Annotated in this window: 14 protein-coding genes; 8 read left to right on the forward strand and 6 right to left on the reverse strand. The window is 65.9% G+C overall.

Annotation, left to right across the window (positions count from 1 at the left end; all coding sequences use genetic code 11):
- Positions 1-13 precede the first annotated feature (13 nt).
- Positions 14-775, forward strand: coding sequence for a DsbC family protein (locus ACYQ1H_RS04805; RefSeq protein ID WP_460026927.1), 762 nt, complete (start codon positions 14-16; stop codon positions 773-775).
- 96 nt (positions 776-871) lie between these two features.
- Here the strand turns inward: ACYQ1H_RS04805 and ACYQ1H_RS04810 are convergent, their stop codons facing one another.
- The 3 genes from ACYQ1H_RS04810 to pgi form a co-directional block, all read right to left on the reverse strand.
- The gene (locus ACYQ1H_RS04810) at positions 872-2,101 is read right to left on the reverse strand and encodes a pyrophosphate--fructose-6-phosphate 1-phosphotransferase (RefSeq protein ID WP_460026928.1); all 1,230 of its coding nucleotides are present in this window, start codon (positions 2,099-2,101) and stop codon (positions 872-874) included.
- Between the two features lie 87 nt (positions 2,102-2,188).
- Positions 2,189-2,932, reverse strand: coding sequence for a 6-phosphogluconolactonase (pgl, locus tag ACYQ1H_RS04815; protein ID WP_460026929.1), 744 nt, complete (start codon positions 2,930-2,932; stop codon positions 2,189-2,191).
- Positions 2,929-4,569 carry a glucose-6-phosphate isomerase gene (pgi, locus tag ACYQ1H_RS04820; RefSeq protein WP_460026930.1) on the reverse strand — a complete coding sequence of 547 codons (1,641 nt, stop codon included), beginning with the start codon at positions 4,567-4,569 and terminating at the stop codon, positions 2,929-2,931. Before pgi ends, pgl begins: the two co-directional genes overlap by 4 nt.
- A 158-nt stretch (positions 4,570-4,727) precedes the next feature.
- Here pgi and ACYQ1H_RS04825 point away from each other — a divergent pair, with 158 nt between their 5' ends.
- The 5 genes from ACYQ1H_RS04825 to ACYQ1H_RS04845 all read left to right on the forward strand — a co-directional run bounded on the left by ACYQ1H_RS04825 (position 4,728) and on the right by ACYQ1H_RS04845 (position 11,314).
- Positions 4,728-5,381 (forward strand): thiopurine S-methyltransferase, encoded by a 654-nt coding sequence (locus tag ACYQ1H_RS04825; RefSeq protein WP_460026931.1) that lies wholly within the window; start codon positions 4,728-4,730, stop codon positions 5,379-5,381.
- A 77-nt stretch (positions 5,382-5,458) separates the two neighbouring features.
- Entirely contained in the window at positions 5,459-6,385 is a 927-nt protein-coding gene (gene hemC, locus ACYQ1H_RS04830; protein WP_460026953.1) for a hydroxymethylbilane synthase, read from the forward strand.
- 1 nt (position 6,386) lies between these two features.
- On the forward strand, positions 6,387-8,768 hold the full coding sequence (gene hemDX, locus ACYQ1H_RS04835) for a fused uroporphyrinogen-III synthase HemD/membrane protein HemX (protein WP_460026932.1): 2,382 nt from the start codon (positions 6,387-6,389) through the stop codon (positions 8,766-8,768).
- Positions 8,765-10,048 (forward strand): heme biosynthesis protein HemY, encoded by a 1,284-nt coding sequence (locus tag ACYQ1H_RS04840; RefSeq protein ID WP_460026933.1) that lies wholly within the window; start codon positions 8,765-8,767, stop codon positions 10,046-10,048. The genes hemDX and ACYQ1H_RS04840 overlap by 4 nt, the downstream gene beginning before the upstream one ends.
- Positions 10,049-10,093: 45 nt before the next feature.
- The gene (locus tag ACYQ1H_RS04845) at positions 10,094-11,314 is read left to right on the forward strand and encodes an ABC transporter ATP-binding protein (RefSeq protein WP_460026934.1); all 1,221 of its coding nucleotides are present in this window, start codon (positions 10,094-10,096) and stop codon (positions 11,312-11,314) included.
- On the opposite strand, the gene ACYQ1H_RS04850 is transcribed toward ACYQ1H_RS04845, so the two are convergent.
- The 3 genes from ACYQ1H_RS04850 to ACYQ1H_RS04860 are packed head-to-tail and all read right to left on the reverse strand — an operon-like array spanning position 11,301 to position 13,466.
- The gene (locus tag ACYQ1H_RS04850; RefSeq protein WP_460026935.1) at positions 11,301-12,149 is read right to left on the reverse strand and encodes an endonuclease/exonuclease/phosphatase family protein; all 849 of its coding nucleotides are present in this window, start codon (positions 12,147-12,149) and stop codon (positions 11,301-11,303) included. The genes ACYQ1H_RS04845 and ACYQ1H_RS04850 overlap by 14 nt on opposite strands.
- 59 nt (positions 12,150-12,208) lie before the next feature.
- Positions 12,209-12,850, reverse strand: coding sequence for a thiol:disulfide interchange protein DsbA/DsbL (locus ACYQ1H_RS04855; protein WP_460026936.1), 642 nt, complete (start codon positions 12,848-12,850; stop codon positions 12,209-12,211).
- Positions 12,851-12,875: 25 nt separating this feature from the next.
- Positions 12,876-13,466 carry a c-type cytochrome gene (locus ACYQ1H_RS04860; protein ID WP_460026937.1) on the reverse strand — a complete coding sequence of 197 codons (591 nt, stop codon included), beginning with the start codon at positions 13,464-13,466 and terminating at the stop codon, positions 12,876-12,878.
- Between the two features lie 151 nt (positions 13,467-13,617).
- Between ACYQ1H_RS04860 and yihA the strand changes: the two genes are divergently transcribed.
- Complete coding sequence (yihA, locus tag ACYQ1H_RS04865; RefSeq protein ID WP_460026938.1) at positions 13,618-14,226, forward strand: ribosome biogenesis GTP-binding protein YihA/YsxC; 609 nt, start codon at positions 13,618-13,620, stop codon at positions 14,224-14,226.
- Between the two features lie 293 nt (positions 14,227-14,519).
- Positions 14,520-14,921: a hypothetical protein gene (locus ACYQ1H_RS04870; protein WP_460026939.1), complete on the forward strand. Its 402-nt coding sequence runs from the start codon at positions 14,520-14,522 to the stop codon at positions 14,919-14,921.
- Positions 14,922-14,979: the final 58 nt, after the last annotated feature.

The following is a 14,979-nucleotide window of genomic DNA, read 5'->3' on the forward strand; positions in this document are numbered from 1 at the left end:
ATTGAGGTTACTCATGAAGAAGATGACTCTGGCTGCCATTGCTGGTCTGGCCCTGTTCGGCACCCAGGCCGAGGCCGATACCAAGACGGTTGAAGCGGCGCTCAAGCAGGCCCTGCCGACCATCAAGCCGGATGCGATCAGCGAGTCGCCCCTGAAGGGGCTGTACGAGGTTGTCGTCGGTGCCCGGCTGTTTTACGTGTCGGAGGATGGCCGCTACCTGATGCAGGGGTCGATGATCGACCTCAAGAGTCGGGAGGATCTGACCGAGAAGAAGCTTGCCGATGCCCGTCTCGGGGCACTCAAGAAGCTGGGTACGGACAAGATGATCGTCTTCAAGCCCAAGATTCTCCGCCATGTCGCCTATGTGTTCACCGATATCGACTGCGGTTACTGCCGGAAACTCCATTCGGAAATGGATCAGTACCTGAAGGAAGGCATCGAGATCCGCTACCTGTTCTTCCCCCGTGCCGGCAAGGATTCCGACTCCTACTACAAGGCGGTAACCGTCTGGTGCGCCAAGGATCGCAACGAGGCCCTGACCCGGGCCAAGAACGGCGAGAACCTGGCTCGCAAGACCTGTGACAATCCGGTGGACGAGCACATGGAACTGGCCTCGGCCATGGGGGCCAACGGGACGCCGATGATCGTGACCGAGAAGGGCGCGATTCTGCCGGGTTACGTTCCCGCGCCGCAGCTGACCAAGATGATGGAGGAAAAACCGGTGGCGCTCCCAGAGGCCGCGCAGGATACCGTCGAGGAAGCCAAAAAGCCTTGAGGCGCCGCCACTTGGTCTGCAACAGGGCCGGGATGGACGGAAGGGACAGAAAAAAGGCCGGCAATGCCGGCCTTTTTCATGGCTGAAGGTTAACCCTCAGTGGCTGACCTCGACCTTCTTGCCCTTGGCCTGACCGATGGCCTTGAGCATCTCGCCGAACCAGGGCGCATCGATGTCGAACGGCTTGCCGCCCTTGATTCGCGGGAACTCGATGGCGCGCAGGACATTGTTGTTGTCCTCGTCGTGGCCGATGACGCCAGACTCGCGCTTGAACGCGCACTCGACGGCCAAATCGGTGCAGGACTTGATCAGACGCAGGTCGTCGGCGTTGGCAGCGGCGGCGCGGGCAAAGTAACCGGACTTCTGCACCAACACCTTTTCGGCGCCCAGCATCTTGGCGAACTGTTCGCCAAACCACTTGCCCGGGTTGATGGTATCCAGCTTGATGTGACCGAAGGCATCGCGTTCCACTTCCTGACCCTTGGCCTGCATTTCCGCGACGATGGCATCGACGCCGGCGCCTTCGGAAATGAACAGATTGACGCAGTCATGCTTATCCATGACACCGCGCAGACGCTCGGCTTCGGCGGCCAGATCGATGTCCATCTCCGGCACAAAGACGGCGTGGACGTCATAGCAATCACGACCCAGACCGATGCCAGGAACCCACTCTTCGCGATCCAGCAGTTTGCGGTATTCCAGCGCGGTGGCGGCGGTCAGCCAGCCGCAGTTGCGGCCCATGACTTCGTGCACGATCAGCATGCGCGGGTTGGCGCCGGTTTCGGCGACGACATTGCGGTAATAACGCGCGCCCTGCTCGGCGGCGGTCCAGGCGCCCAGTGACTGCCTGATGGGGAAGACGTCGTTGTCGACGGTCTTGGGCAGGCCGATCACGGTCAGGCCATAATTATTCTTGGCCAAGAAGGCCGCCAGATCCGCCGCGGCGGTATTGGTGTCGTCGCCGCCGATGGTGTGCAGGATGTCGACGCCGTCCTTGACCAGCTGGTCGGCCGCGACCTTCTGCGGGTCCTCGCCCTCCTTCACCAGGCCCCGCTTGACGCAGTCCTTGACGTTGGTCAGCTTGACGCGGCTGTTGCCGATCGGCGAACCGCCGAACTTGTGCAGCAGGTGCGCCTTTTCGCGGATTTCCGGCGTGATCTTGTAGGAGTCGCCCAGCAGCAGTCCCTTGTAGCCGCCATGGTAGGCGATGATTTCGATGCTGGGATCGATCTCGGTGTAACGCTCGATCAGGCCGCCGACGGCGGAGCTGAGGCAGGGGGCAAGGCCACCTGCGGTCAGGAGTGCGACTTTCTTGGGTTTGCTCATGGATCTCTGTAAGAGTTGTGGGTGGAAAAACCGGAAAGAATAGCGGAAGCCGGCTCGGCGGATAAGGTCGGCGGGTCTTGTGCGGCGCTAGCTCCCGGCCGGCAGCTGGGCCGCCGCCTCGCGATCCGTCAACCAGAGCGATCCGCCCTCTGCCGCCCGGATGCGGGCGGCGGGCAAGGCGGCGGGCGCGCCGGGCGGGGTTTCGAAAACGGTTCTCAGTGTGGCGGCCTTGTCGGTGCCGGTGACCAGAAACCAGACCGCCCGGGATCGGTTGAGCGTTGCCGCCGTCAGGGTCAGCCGCGTCGGCGGCGGTTTCGGCGAGTCGCGGACGACGGACACCGCACCCGCCGGCTCGGGCCGGCCGGGAAACAGGGATGCGGTATGGCCATCGGGGCCCATGCCGAGCAGCGCCAGGTCCAGCACGATGGGGTCCGGCCGGAAGAAGCGGGCCAATTCCTCCGCATAGGCCGTGGCACAGGTCTCCGGGGATTCGCCCTCGGTCGGCATGGCGTGGAACTGTTCGGCGGCGATGGGCAGGCCCGCCAGCAGGGTTTCCCGCACCAGGCGGGCGGTGCTCTCGGCATCCGCTGGCGGCACGAAGCGCTCGTCGGCCAGGAACAGATGCACCCGGCTCCAGTCGAGCGCCTGGCGGTAGGGGGGCTGGGTCAGCAGCTGGTAGAGCCGCCGGGGTGTCGAACCGCCCGAGAGGGCGACGGTGAAGCGCGCGCGTTCCCGCAGCGCCTGGGTGGCCAGTTCGACCAGCCGGCTGGCTGCCTCGCGGGCCAGATCGTCGGCGCTGCCGGCGACGAAGAGTTCGCGCCCGTGGCTCATCGCAGGGACTTGTAGCGGTTGATCAGCCCGTTGGTCGAGCTGTCGTGGGCGTGCGAGGGCTCCGGTCCCTTGAGGTCGGCGAGGATCTTGCGCGCCAGCTGCTTGCCCAGCTCCACTCCCATCTGGTCGAAGGAGTTGATGTTCCAGATGGCGCCCTGCACGAATATCTTGTGTTCGTAGAGCGCGATCAGGCTGCCCAGTGTCTCCGGCGTCAGCTTGCGGTAGAGGATGGAGTTGGACGGCCGGTTGCCGCGGAAGGTCTTGGCCGCGGCAAGCTCCTGCAAGCGTTCTCCCTTGATGCCTTCGGCCTTCAGTTCGGCCTTGGCCTCCTCGAAGGTCTTGCCCAGCATCAGCGCCTCGGTCTGGGCGATGAAATTGGAAATCAGCAGTTCGTGGTGCTCGCCGAGGTTGTGATGGCTCTGGGCGGCGGCAATGAAATCGCAGGGAATCAGCGCGCTGCCCTGGTGCATCAGCTGGTAGAAGGCATGCTGGCCGTTGGTGCCGGGCTGGCCGAAGATGATCGGCCCGGTACTGTAGTTGACCGGATGTCCCTCGAGATCGACGGTCTTGCCGTTGCTCTCCATGTCGCCCTGCTGGAGATAGGCGGGCAGGTATTCCAGATGCTGGTCGTAGGGCAGGATGGCGTAGGCGTCGGCGGCGAAGAAATTATCGTACCAGATGCCGAGCAGCGCCATGATCACCGGGATGTTGCGGTGGAAGGGCGCGGTACGGAAATGCTCGTCGATGCGGTGAGCGCCTTCCAGCATGGCCTCGAAACGGTCCATGCCGACCGCCAGCGCGATGGGCAGGCCGATGGCCGCCCAGATCGAATAGCGCCCGCCGACCCAGTCCCAGAATTCGAACATGTTGGCGGTGTCGATGCCGAACTCGGCGACCTTTTCCGAGTTCGTCGAGATGGCCACGAAATGCTTGGCGACGGCGCTGGAATCCTGCACCCGCGCCAGCAGCCATTCCCGGGCCGACTTGGCGTTGGCCATGGTCTCGAGGGTGGTGAAGGTCTTCGAGGCGACGCAGAACAGCGTGGTCTCGGGATCCAGCCCGAACAGGGTCTTCACCAGGTCGGCATCGTCGACATTGGAAATGAAATGCACCCGCAGACCGGGATCGACATAGGGCCAGAGCGCCCGCACCACCATGCGCGAGCCGAGATCCGAACCACCGATGCCGATGTTGACGACATCCGTGATCGACTTGCCGGTGCAGCCCTTCCAGCGACCGGAGCGCACCGCCTCGGTGAAGCGGCGCATCATGCCCAGCACGCGGTTGACGTCCGGCATCACGTCGTCGCCGTCGAGCAGGATCGGCCGGTTGGACCGGTTGCGGAGCGCGATGTGCAGCACCGCGCGGTTTTCCGTGACGTTGATGCGGGCGCCGCGGAACATGGCCTCGATCTTGGCCGAAAGCTTGGACTCCTCGGCCAGCTGTTCCAGCAGGCTCATCGTCTTCTCGGTGATCCGGTTCTTCGAGAAGTCGAACAGGATGTCGTTGAAGGTCAGGGAGAAGCGCTCGAAACGCTGTGGATCAGCCGCGAAAAGGTCGCGCATATCCACGCCCGCCATCTCTTGCCGGTGTTTATCGAGTGCCCGCCAGGCCGGTAATTGGGTAGGTTGAGTCATTCAGTGATCACCGACAAATGATGAGCGCGATGCTATCAAACCGCGCTGGCCAGAGGAACATTTAGTTCTAGCGGCACGCGGCGCAGTTACCGGGGAAGATCGTGCTGGCGACAAAGGGGATTTATCATGGGAAATTATCGCGAATCAGGGAGCCAAGCATGCGTGCCGAATTCTGGTTGAAGAAGTGGGAAGACGCCGAAACCGGATTTCACCAGGACCAGGTCCATCCGTTGCTGGTCCGGCATTGGCCGGCGCTGGAGCGGGGGCCCGGTTGTCGGGTTCTAGTGCCCCTGTGCGGCAAGTCGGTGGACATGGTCTATCTTGCGGGCCTGGATCATGCCGTCACCGGCATCGAGTTGAGCGCCCTGGCCATCCGCCAGTTCTTCGCCGAGCAGGGCCTTGAGCCCGAGACCTCGGCGCGGGCCGGGTTCCGGGTGCATGCCGCCGGGGCGCTGAGGCTGATCGAGGGCGATTTCTTCGCCCTGGAGACCGGCCTCGTGGGGCCGGTCGACGCGGTCTACGACCGGGCTGCCCTGATCGCCATGCCGCCCGAGCGGCAGACGGACTATGTCCGGCAACTCGAGCCCCTGGCGGCGACGGCGCCGATTCTCCTGGTCACGCTCGATTACGATCCGGCGGAGATGCAGGGGCCTCCCTTCGCAACGCCGCCGGCGCAGGTCGAGCGGCTGTTCGACGAGCGTTACCGGATACATTGCCTGGCGCGGCAGGACGCCCTGGCCGACAACCCCGGCCTCGCGCGGCGGGGCCTGACAGGCCTGAGCGAAACCGTCTGGCACCTTCGGCCCCGTTGAGGAAGGCGCGTCCCGCGGGCGCTGCGCTATCTGGTAAACTCGCGCCATTTTTCGCTGGACCGGAACCGCCCGACGTGCTGAAAATCCTACGGATCGCCACCCGCAAGAGTCCGCTGGCACTGTGGCAGGCCGAACATGTCGCCGAACGCCTTCGGTGTGCGCATCCCGGCCTGGAGGTGCGCCTCGTCACGATGGTGACGCGCGGCGACAAGATACTGGACGCACCGCTGGCCAAGGTGGGCGGCAAGGGGCTGTTCGTCAAGGAACTCGAGCAGGGACTGCAGGACGGCGAGGCCGACATTGCCGTGCATTCGATGAAGGATGTTCCGGCCGAACTGCCCGAAGGCCTGCAGCTCAGCGCCATCCTCACGCGCGAGGATCCGCGCGATGCCCTGGTCTCGCACCGCCATGCCGGGTTGCATGAGCTTCCCGCCGACGCGCGTATCGGTACCTCCAGCCTGCGTCGCCAGTGCCAGCTGCGCCAGCACCGCCCCGATTGCCGCATCAGCAGCCTGCGCGGCAATGTCGGTACGCGGCTGGAAAAGCTCGCAAGCGAGAACCTGGACGCGATCGTGCTGGCGGCGGCCGGCCTGATCCGCCTCGGCCTGGCCGAGCGCATCACCCAGGTGCTGGCGCCCGAGGACAGTCTGCCGGCTGTCGGCCAGGGCGCGATCGGTATCGAGAGCCGCCGGGACGATGCCGCCGTCAACGATCTGCTGGCCCCGCTGCACGATAGCGACACCGCCACCTGCGTCGGTGCCGAGCGGGCCTTCAACCAGCGCCTCAACGGCGGCTGCCAGGTGCCGATCGCCGGCTACGCCGAACTCGCCGACCAGCGGCTGTGGCTGCGGGGCCTGGTGGCCGACCCCGTGACCGGCCATGTTGTCCGTGGCGAGATACGGGGACCCCGGGACCAGGCCGAAGCCTTGGGGGTGGCGCTGGCGGACCGCCTGCTTGCCGAGGGGGCCGAGCGGATTCTCCGGGAACTGTACGCCGCCTCATGACATGAAGACGCATGCCCTGCAGCCGCTGGCGGATATGACCATCCTCGTGACCCGGCCCGAGGGCCAGGGCGAGGGGCTGGCCCGGCTGATTGCCGAGGCTGGCGGCCGGCCACTGCTAGCGCCACTGCTGGCGATCGCGCCGGTTGAGTCCCCGGCCGAGGCGCAGCAGCGGCTGGCGGCGTTGTCCTCCTGGGACTGGCTGGTCTTCGTCAGCGCCAATGCGGTCCGGCAATCGCTGCGGCTGGTTCCGTGGGCCGGCCAGCGTCCGCCCGGCACCCGCCTCGCCGCCGTGGGCGAGGCGACGGCGGCGGCGCTGGAGCAGGCGGGACTGGCGGTCGACCTGATTCCCTACCCGGATTTCAACAGCGAGACCCTGCTCGCCGATCCGCGACTGGCCGAGGTCTCAGGCCAGCGGATACTCATCGTGCGCGGCCGGGGCGGCCGCGAGCATATGGCCGACGTACTCCGCCAGCGCGGGGCGGAGGTCGACTATGCCGAGGTCTACCGCCGGGTGCCGGTCGCGGCGGAGATTTTCGCGCCGGCGCTCGCCGCCTGGCAGGAGGGTAATCTAGCCGCCGTGGTGGTCACCAGTGGCGAGGCGCTGTCGCATCTCGCCGAGCTCCTGCGCGGAGCCGCCCTGGCCGATCGCGAGCGACCGACACTGATCGTGCCGGGGGCCCGCATCGCCGGGCTGGCCCGCACCTTGGGCTGGTCACAGGTGATGATTGCCGAGCAGGCCAGCGACGAGGCCATTGTCCAGTCGCTGAAGCAGCTCGCCCATGCCCGCAAGACCGGTCAGGGGCCCGCCGCCCTGCTGGCCGTGCCGCCATCCGTGTCCCCGGCCGAAGTGATCCCGCCCGAACCCGAATCCACACCGACGGTCGCGCCGGGTTTGCCGCCGTCATCCCCAGAACCCGCGCTGCGGGGGGAGCATCCCTTGACCGAGTCTGAAACCATTTCCGCGCCGGCTGGCCCGGCTCCCGAGCCCTCCCTCGCGGAGACCACGCCGCCCAGCGCCGAGGAAAAGGCACCCGAACAGCCGCAGACGAAGGCCAGGGGCAAAGGCCGGCCGGCGGCGGGCGAGACCGGCTCCACCGGGCCGAAGAAGTCCCGCAGCCTGGCCTGGGTCGGGTATCTGATCCTGCTGGGGGTCGTCGGCCTGGCCGTCGGCGGCTGGTTCCTGCTGCAGGAGCTGCGCTCGCGCCAGGAGGGGCTGGGCGGCCAGATTTCCGACAAGTCGCAGCAGGTTCAGGAGGTGAGCCATCAGATGAGCGCCGTGCAGTCGGAACTGGCTGCGCTGCACTCGCAGCTGGCGACGCTGCAGAACCAGTTCTCCGGCAGCGACGCCAAGCTGGAGCGCCGGCTGGGCGAGCAGGGCGAGCAGCTCGACCTGAAGCTGGACGCCGCCCGCAGCGAACTGGCGGACGCGATCCAGCAGATCCAGCGCCAGCTCGACAAGACGCGGGGCGATGTCCTGATTACCGACGCCGAATACCTGCTCAATGTCGCCAACCAGAAGCTCAGCCTGGTCGGCGATGTGAAATCGGTCCTCGCAGCCATGGAAGCCGCCGATCAGCGGCTGCACGAAAGCGGCGATCCGGCCGTCTACAAGGTGCGCGAGGTGCTCGCCGGCGAGATCGCCGCGCTGCGGAAAATCCAGGCCCCGGACGTGGTCGGCGTTTCCGCCCGGTTGCTGGCCCTAGAGAAGAAGGTGCCCGGCCTGCCGCTGATCCTGCCTCATGCCGGCACGGTCAAGCAGCATGAGAAGGCCAGGGACGAGGCGCCTGTCCAGCAGCCGGATGAGGCGGCGCAGGGCGATGCGCTGGACAGTGCCCTCAAGGGTTTCAAGGAACTGGTCACCGTGCGCCGGACCGATCAGCCGGTCGAGGCGTTGCTGACCCCGGAGCAGGTCGAAGTCCTGCGGCAGCTGCTGTTGCTCAAGCTGGAAGCCACCCGGGCGGCACTGCTCAGGAATGACGACCAGTTGTACCGCGACAGCCTGTCCGCGGCGATCGACTGGCTCGAACGGCATTTCGACGGCAAGGCGCCGGAAACACGGGCCATGCGCGAGGAGCTGGAGGCGCTGGCGGATCGCTCCCTCAAGGTCGCCTATCCCGACATCAGCCAGTCGATGCTCATGTTGCAGAACATCGAGAAGCTGCGGCTCGAGGCGGAGGATGCCGTGCTGCGTGGCAAATCCTCCTCGCCGGCACCGGTTGCCGCGCCGGTGGCGCCCTCTGTCCTCTCGCCGGCCGCGAGCGAGTCGTCCGCAGCGCAGCCAAAAGAGGAAACGCCGGTTCCCGCCGGCCAACCGGCAGCGCCGGCCGAAGGCTCGCCGCCCACCGAGGCCAGCCCCGCCCAGGATGCGGGAGAGCGTCTGTGAGACGCCGCATCGTCTTTTCCCTGGCGGCCTTCCTGCTGGCGTTCGCGCTGGTCGCGCTGGGCTACCGTCATCTCTCGTCCGCCGGCAACGCCGGCTATGTCATCGTCGGCCTTGGTGACTGGGTGCTGGAGACGTCGCTCTACTTCGTGATCGTGGTGCTGGTGCTGCTGTTTCTGGCCCTGTATCTGGGTATCCGCTTCCTGACCGGCGCAGCCAGGCTGCCCGACTCGATCAAGAAGCGCAACACCGAGCAGCGCGTCCGGAAATCGGTGGAAGCCTTGCTCAGCGGCCTGATCGACACGGTCGAGGGCAAGTGGGAAAAGGCCGAGCGCAACCTTATCCGGCATGCTGCCGACAGCAGCCTGCCACTGCTCAATTACCTGACCGCGGCGCGTGCCGCCCATGCCCGCGGTGCGCCGGAGCAGCGCGAGGACTATCTGCAGCGGGCCCGCAACAGCGCACCGCAAGCCGAACTGGCAGTCGACCTCAGTCGCGTCAAGCTGCTGATGGGCAGCCATCAGTTTGCCGAGGCACTCGAGTGCCTGAACGAGATCAACCGCAAGACGGCCAATCATCCCGTGGCCCTGCGTCTCATGTGCGAGTCCTATGTCCAGACCCGCGACTGGGATGCCCTGCATCATCTGATTCCCGTCCTGCGCGAAGGCAAGCTGTTCGGCGAGAAGGAACTGCGCGGACTGGAGATACGCGCCTACCGGTCATTGCTGGAGAAGCGCGCCCTGACCCGCGACCCGGCGCTCATCCGCGAGATCTGGCGCATGGTGCCGGACGTGGTCCGCAGCGAGGCGGACGTGGCCTTTCCCTATTGCCAGGGCATGATCGATGCCGGTGTCGGCGACGAGGTCGAAGAGGATGTCCGCCTGGCCCTGGGCCGTGACTGGCAGCCGCGCCTGTTGGCGCTCTATGCCCGGATCGCGGGCGATGCGGAGCGGCAGCTGGCCAGTGCCGAACATTGGCTGGGGCCGCACCACGAGGATCCGCAGCTGTTGCAGGTACTGGCCATCCTGGCCCGCCGGGCGGGGCAGGCCGACAAGGCCCGCGAGTATGTCCTGCGTAGCCTGGCCATCAGGCCGACGGCCGAAGCCTGCCAGCTGATGGGCGACCTGCTTTACGAAGCGCGGGATTTTGTCGCCGCGGCCGGCGTCTATCGGCAGGGGATGCGCCTGGCCAGTGGAGAGCCGATCGATGCCGATGCGCTTGAGCGTGCCGCCCGGATATTGGCGCCGCCGGCCGGCGAATCCCTGGACGCCGGCGCGACCTGAGCCCGTTTCCCGCCGGTCGGCTGGCCTGCCATCGTTCGAGGGGACGTGAACGATATCGTCATCCGCTGCGAAGGGCTGGGGAAAATCTTCCGCCGGACCACGCGGGCCTCGCTCATCCATGGCTCTGCCGACCTGTTGCGGCGGGCTCTGCGCCTGCCGCCCGTCACCCGCCTGCGCGGCGACGAGTTCTGGGCCTTGCGCGAGGTCACGTTCGCGGCGCGGCGCGGCGAGTGCCTGGGCATCATCGGCCCCAATGGCGCCGGCAAGAGCACCCTGCTCAAGCTCGTCAACGGCGATCTGAAGCCCACCGTCGGCCGCCTCGAGCGGCAGGGCGGCGTCACCTCGCTGATCCGCCTGGGCAACGGCCTGCAGCCCCTGCTGACCGGGCGCGAGAACATCTATGTGAAATGCGCCGAACGGGGTTTCAGCAAGCGCGAGACCGACGACCGGCTGGCGCAGATCGTCGCGTTTTCCGGGCTCGAAAGGTCGCTGGATCTACTGGTCAAGCGTTACTCGGACGGCATGTACGCGCGGCTGGAATTCGCCATCGCGACCAGCGAGCCGATGCCCATCCTGCTGATCGACGAGGTGCTGGCCGTCGGCGACGTCGCCTTCCAGATGCGTTGCCTACAACGTCTGGAGCAGCTCAAGCGGGCTGGCACGACCATTCTTTTCGTCTCCCACGCCGAGATGAATGTCCGCCACATTGCCGACCGCTGCCTGCTGCTGTTTGACGGCGAGGCGCTGGCCTTGGGCGAGACCGACGGTCTCTTCCGTCGCTACTATGAAGCTGCCGGATTCCTGGACCGCGCGCTGGAACCCCTGGGGTTCGCCCCGCCGGTGCCGGAGGAGTTCGACGGCGGGCTGTCCCTGACCGCGCTCTGGCGGGAGGGTAGCGAGCCGGATGCGGAGCGGATCCGTACCGGCGCGTCGCTGCGGCTGGGGTTTCGCTACCGCAATCCTTCCGCAACGACAGTGGGCGTGCATCTCCATCTACAGTTCTGGAGCGCCAGCGGACTGCTGCTGGCGGCCTGCGATGCGCATCCGCAGGCGGCCGGGACCGGCTTGTCCAGCCAGGGCGAGGGCACACTCGAACTGCCTTTCCTCGGGCTTCCGGCCGGCGTCTACCGGATTGCCGGAGGATTCCGCACGGAGGCGGGACGCTGGCTGGGCTACCGATCGGAACTGCTGCGCCTGCCCGTGCTCCAGGCCGCGTTCCCGGCCGAGGGGCTGTTTGCCCTGCCGGGCCGGCTCAGTCTGCGCTAGCGGCCGGCGGCGCGTCCCAGGCGGCCAGGGTAAGGCCGTCCGGCAACATCACGTCCAGGGCGATGGGCAGATGGTCGGAGCAGGGGAAGTGCAGTACCTGGGCGTGCTCCACCTGGAGGCTGGGGCTGACCAGGATATGGTCGATCATGCGGCTGGGCTGCCAGCTGGGCCAGGTATGCAGGTTGCCGGCAGGGTCGCCAAGCCGGGCCGTTCGGGTCAGCAGCCGGATTTCCGGGGAGTCGGGCTCGCAGTTGAAGTCACCCATCACCACCGCGTGCGGCAGTCCGCGCAATATCTCGCCGACAAACTGGAGCTGGCGCAGGCGTGCGCGCTGGCTCAGGGCCAGATGCACGACACAGACGTGCAGCGAGTCCTCCACATGGCGCCCGAAGCGCGCCACCACTGCGCCGCGGCCGGGCAGTCCCGGCAGCTTGTAGTCGGCGACCTCGTGCGGCTTGATGCGGCTGAGCAGGCCATTGCTGTGCAGCGCGATGTCGCCGATACGGCGGTTGATCTGGTTGTGCCAGTGGGGAAAGCCGCCGTGCTCGGCCAGGTACTGGGTCTGCACGATGCGGTGGCTGCGAAGCCCGCCACCGTCCACTTCCTGCAAGCCGACGATGTCGAAGGGGCGGATGACCTGGGCGATACGGTTGAGGTTCGGCAGTCGCTTGCGACTCGGCCAGACGTGACGCCAGCTGCCGGTGATCATGTCCCGGTAGGAACTGGTGCTGATACCGGTCTGGATATTGAAGCTGGCGAGGCGCAGCCGTCGTGGGTGGGCGGTTGCCGGGCGGTCGGCGATCCCCGCCAGACGGGTTTCGATGGCCAAGGTCATGGCGCGGTGTTGCGGAAGACGGCGCGCGCCGGCCTGTCAGGCGCGGCGCGCGAGGTTCGTTAGCGGGCGCCGGATTCCTGCTTGATCAGCGCGTTGGTGATCTCGAGCATGCGCGGGAAGGACTTGGCCTTGCCGGGGCTGACCAGGTACTTGCCGTTGATGACGATGGAGGGCGTCCCGGTGATGCCGTATTTCGCGCCCATGCCGCCGGCCTGGCGCATCTTGGAGTCCACCGCGAAGGATTTGTAGGCCTGGCGGAAGGCCGCCTCATCGACGCCCTGCGCCTTGAAGAATGCCGCCTGCTCATCCTCGCTCACCAGCTTTTCGTGCTTGTTCTGGATGGCGTCGTAGAGCTCCGGATGCAGTCTGTCCAGCACGCCCAGCGCCTCGGCGGTGAAGAAGGCCTTGGCATGGGCGCCCCATTGCTCGTTGAACACGGCCGGCTGGCGGATGAAAGCGACATTGGCGGGCTTGTGCTTGAGCCAGGCGTTGAGTTCCGGTTCGAAGTGATAGCAATGCGGGCAGCCATACCAGAAGAACTCCATCACCTCGATCTTGCCGGGGTCGGCGGTCGGCTGCGGCGGATTGATCAGATCGTAGTCGGTGCCGGCCTTGAACTCTTCCGCGCCAGCGGGGGCGGCGGCGAAAACGGATGCAACGAGGCTCAGGGCGGTCAGCAGGCCCAGGAAATGTTTGCGCATGGATTTCTCGGCTCGCAGGGTCGGTTTACTTGAGGGTGGAGACGTATTCGGCGACAGCGCTGATTTCGGCATCGCTCAGCTTGGCGGCGATGGTGCGCATCATGGCGTTGGCGCGCTCGCCCGCCTTGAAGTCGTGCAGGGTCTTCTCGACATAGGCCGCGTACTGGCCGTGCAGCTGCGGGAAGTTCGCCTGCGGATTGCCGGCGCCTTCCGGGCTGTGGCAGCCGGTGCAGGCCGGCACGCCGCTGGCGGGATTGCCGCTGCGGTAGAGCTTCTCGCCGAGGCGGTTGGTTTCGCCGTTTTCGGCGGTGATCGGCTGTGCCGCATAATACGCGGCGATATCGTGCATGTCCTGCTCGGACAGGGGCTCCGCCATGGCGTTCATGGTGGGTTCCACCCGCCGCTGTGTCTTGAAGTCGGACAGTTGCTTGAACAGGTAGGAGGCATGCTGGTCCGCCAGTTTGGGAAAGATCGGCGCGGCACCGTTGCCGTTCTCGCCATGGCAACCGCCGCATGCCGCCGCCTTTTCCTTGCCCTCCGCAGGGTTCCCTGCGGCCTGGACCAGCGTGGCGCAGCCCAGTAGACCGACACCGGCCAGATATGTGATGACCCTCATGCCCACTACCTCTTTACTGTAATTCTCGATGTGCTCATCCGGACGCGGTGCCTCGGTTGGCGCCGCATGACGATGGGACGGATATCCCACCTTCGCCAACCCATCATCAAATACGGGTAAACTTGAAAAGTCAACAATCAGGAATTCCAGGATGGCGCTGAATCCGCTCTATCACCAGGCCTGCTTTCTCGCCAGCGCGTCGAGGCTCGGCAATGCTCCCGCCGACCAGGGTTTCGAGGTGGCTTTCGCGGGCCGTTCGAATGCCGGCAAGTCCAGTGCCATCAACACCCTGACACAGCAGAAAACCCTGGCCCGGGTCAGCAAGACACCCGGACGGACGCAACTGCTCAATTTCTTCCGTCTGGACGACGCGCGGCGCCTGGTGGACCTGCCCGGTTATGGCTATGCCAAGGTGCCGGAAGGCATGCAGCATGCGTGGGGGCAGATGATCGAGCAGTATCTGAGCCGGCGCGAGGCGCTGAAGGGCGTTTTCCTGATCATGGATGCCCGTCATCCACTGACGCCCTTCGACGCGCGCATGATCGACTGGTGCCAGCATTTCGGACTGCCCCTGCACGTCGCCTTGACCAAATCCGACAAGCTCAGCCGCGGCGCCGCGCTCGATACTCTCCACAAGGTTGCCGCGACGCTGCGGCGAGAGTACGCCCAGCCGATCAGCGTGCAGTTGTTCTCCTCGCTCAAGCGTCAGGGTATCGAGGAGGCACATGCCGTGCTCGACGGCTGGCTGGCCATCGGCTGACGACCGGCAAAAAAAGCCCCGTCGGGGTTGCTTCCGCTTCGGGGCATCAGATGCCCGGTCGGGGGATACCGGGTAGAAACCACTCGCCATACCCGCAGTTCGTCACTGTCAAATCTGTGGAAGGCACAACAAAGACCTCCTGTTCGGACAAGAAGTTCCATAGCAACCGTCTTGCCCCCTCTGATCAGGCAGGAAGGGGCGACCGTCCATCGCCCGGCGGGAAACGCGGGAACTTAATCCTGCCCGTGGCTCACGAACGGACCCGACTGGTTCCATCAAACGCAGAGCCCGCCATGATGCTCAGGAAATTTGTCACCCTGCACTTTCACCTCGCGGTCTGGCTGTCCATCCTGGGCGGTATTGCCGCGTTCACCTATCCCGACCTGATCATCGTCGATGACGAGGGTCTGTTCGGACCGCTGCGCCACAACCTGCTGTTCGCTGTTGCCTATCTCCTGCTGGGGCAGATTGGTCTCTGGTATCTCCGTTACCTCAGGGGCGGCTATTCCGAAGCCTTGCTGATGGGCTACACGTTTCTCGCCACCGCCTTCGGTGCCCAGGTTTATGCCGAGGTCAATGGTCTGCCGGTGTCCGCCTATTTCATTGGCGCCCTGTTCTATTTTGCCGCCGCGCACGGGCTGTACTACTTTCTGGGACGTCCTCCGGCGCAAGACGCCGAATCGCCATCGACCTGAGAGGCAGGTCATCGCGCTTCCCGATCGGCGGGTTTCAGCCCTATGATGCGGCAGTTCC

The sequence above is a fragment of the Methyloparacoccus murrellii genome (genome assembly GCF_054657115.1).

Excerpts from the sequence above, each read along its gene's own strand:
- ACYQ1H_RS04805 (WP_460026927.1), top strand. The coding sequence starts at position 14 with ATGAAGAAGATGACTCTGGCTGCCATTGCTGGTCTGGCCCTGTTCGGC.
- ACYQ1H_RS04810 (WP_460026928.1), bottom strand. The coding sequence starts at position 2,101 with ATGAGCAAACCCAAGAAAGTCGCACTCCTGACCGCAGGTGGCCTTGCC.
- pgl (WP_460026929.1), bottom strand. The coding sequence starts at position 2,932 with ATGAGCCACGGGCGCGAACTCTTCGTCGCCGGCAGCGCCGACGATCTG.
- pgi (WP_460026930.1), bottom strand. The coding sequence starts at position 4,569 with ATGACTCAACCTACCCAATTACCGGCCTGGCGGGCACTCGATAAACAC.
- ACYQ1H_RS04825 (WP_460026931.1), top strand. The coding sequence starts at position 4,728 with ATGCGTGCCGAATTCTGGTTGAAGAAGTGGGAAGACGCCGAAACCGGA.
- hemDX (WP_460026932.1), top strand. The coding sequence starts at position 6,387 with ATGAAGACGCATGCCCTGCAGCCGCTGGCGGATATGACCATCCTCGTG.
- ACYQ1H_RS04850 (WP_460026935.1), bottom strand. The coding sequence starts at position 12,149 with ATGACCTTGGCCATCGAAACCCGTCTGGCGGGGATCGCCGACCGCCCG.
- ACYQ1H_RS04855 (WP_460026936.1), bottom strand. The coding sequence starts at position 12,850 with ATGCGCAAACATTTCCTGGGCCTGCTGACCGCCCTGAGCCTCGTTGCA.
- ACYQ1H_RS04860 (WP_460026937.1), bottom strand. The coding sequence starts at position 13,466 with ATGAGGGTCATCACATATCTGGCCGGTGTCGGTCTACTGGGCTGCGCC.
- yihA (WP_460026938.1), top strand. The coding sequence starts at position 13,618 with ATGGCGCTGAATCCGCTCTATCACCAGGCCTGCTTTCTCGCCAGCGCG.
- ACYQ1H_RS04870 (WP_460026939.1), top strand. The coding sequence starts at position 14,520 with ATGATGCTCAGGAAATTTGTCACCCTGCACTTTCACCTCGCGGTCTGG.